Annotated in this window: 1 pseudogene; it reads right to left on the bottom strand. The window is 47.0% G+C overall.

The features are described from left to right. Positions 1-549 (bottom strand): annotated as a pseudogene (locus tag R7Q09_RS27680) (protein BatD); the annotation flags it as partial.

Below are 549 nucleotides of genomic sequence, written 5' to 3'. Positions count from 1 at the left end.
CGCTTCAACGCAAAGTGGTTTTTCTGATGCTGACAATGGTTCTGTGGAAGCAACAGGACGCTTTTTCCAAATTACGAATGCAATTGCGGAAGTAAGAATCCACAAGCCTGCAAAAACAAAAGTGAGCGTTTGCCAGAGTTTATCGACGCCATTTTGTTGGGCAGGAGCTGCATTTGAAACGGTTGGTATAGGAAGCGCGGTTTCAGGTAAGGTAATCAAGCCTGCATCGCTTTGTTCCACATTCAGTTTCAGCTCAGACAAGTTTGCCTGCTTTGCTTCATCGCTTTTACTGTCCCACCAATTCAGTGCGTAGCCTGGCAGCGTGAATTCGCCAGCTTCTGTTGGGATCAGCACTTGCTTTACCGTCATGATTACCGTGCCATCTCTTGCTGTGTCGAATTGAGGCTGTTCAGGGTAGACGCGTAAGGCGTTCGGGTAATCCATAGTAATACGCGGTAAGTATTCGGCTTGTGTACCGCGAGCTTTGATTTGAATGGTACGAGTAATAGACGAACCTTGTTTCACGCTATTTACCGTATTGGCGGATAG

This window comes from Vibrio sp. 2130-1 (assembly GCF_033339515.1).
Note: the sequence above shows the minus strand (reverse complement) of the source record. Positions and strands in the feature narration are given on the sequence as shown.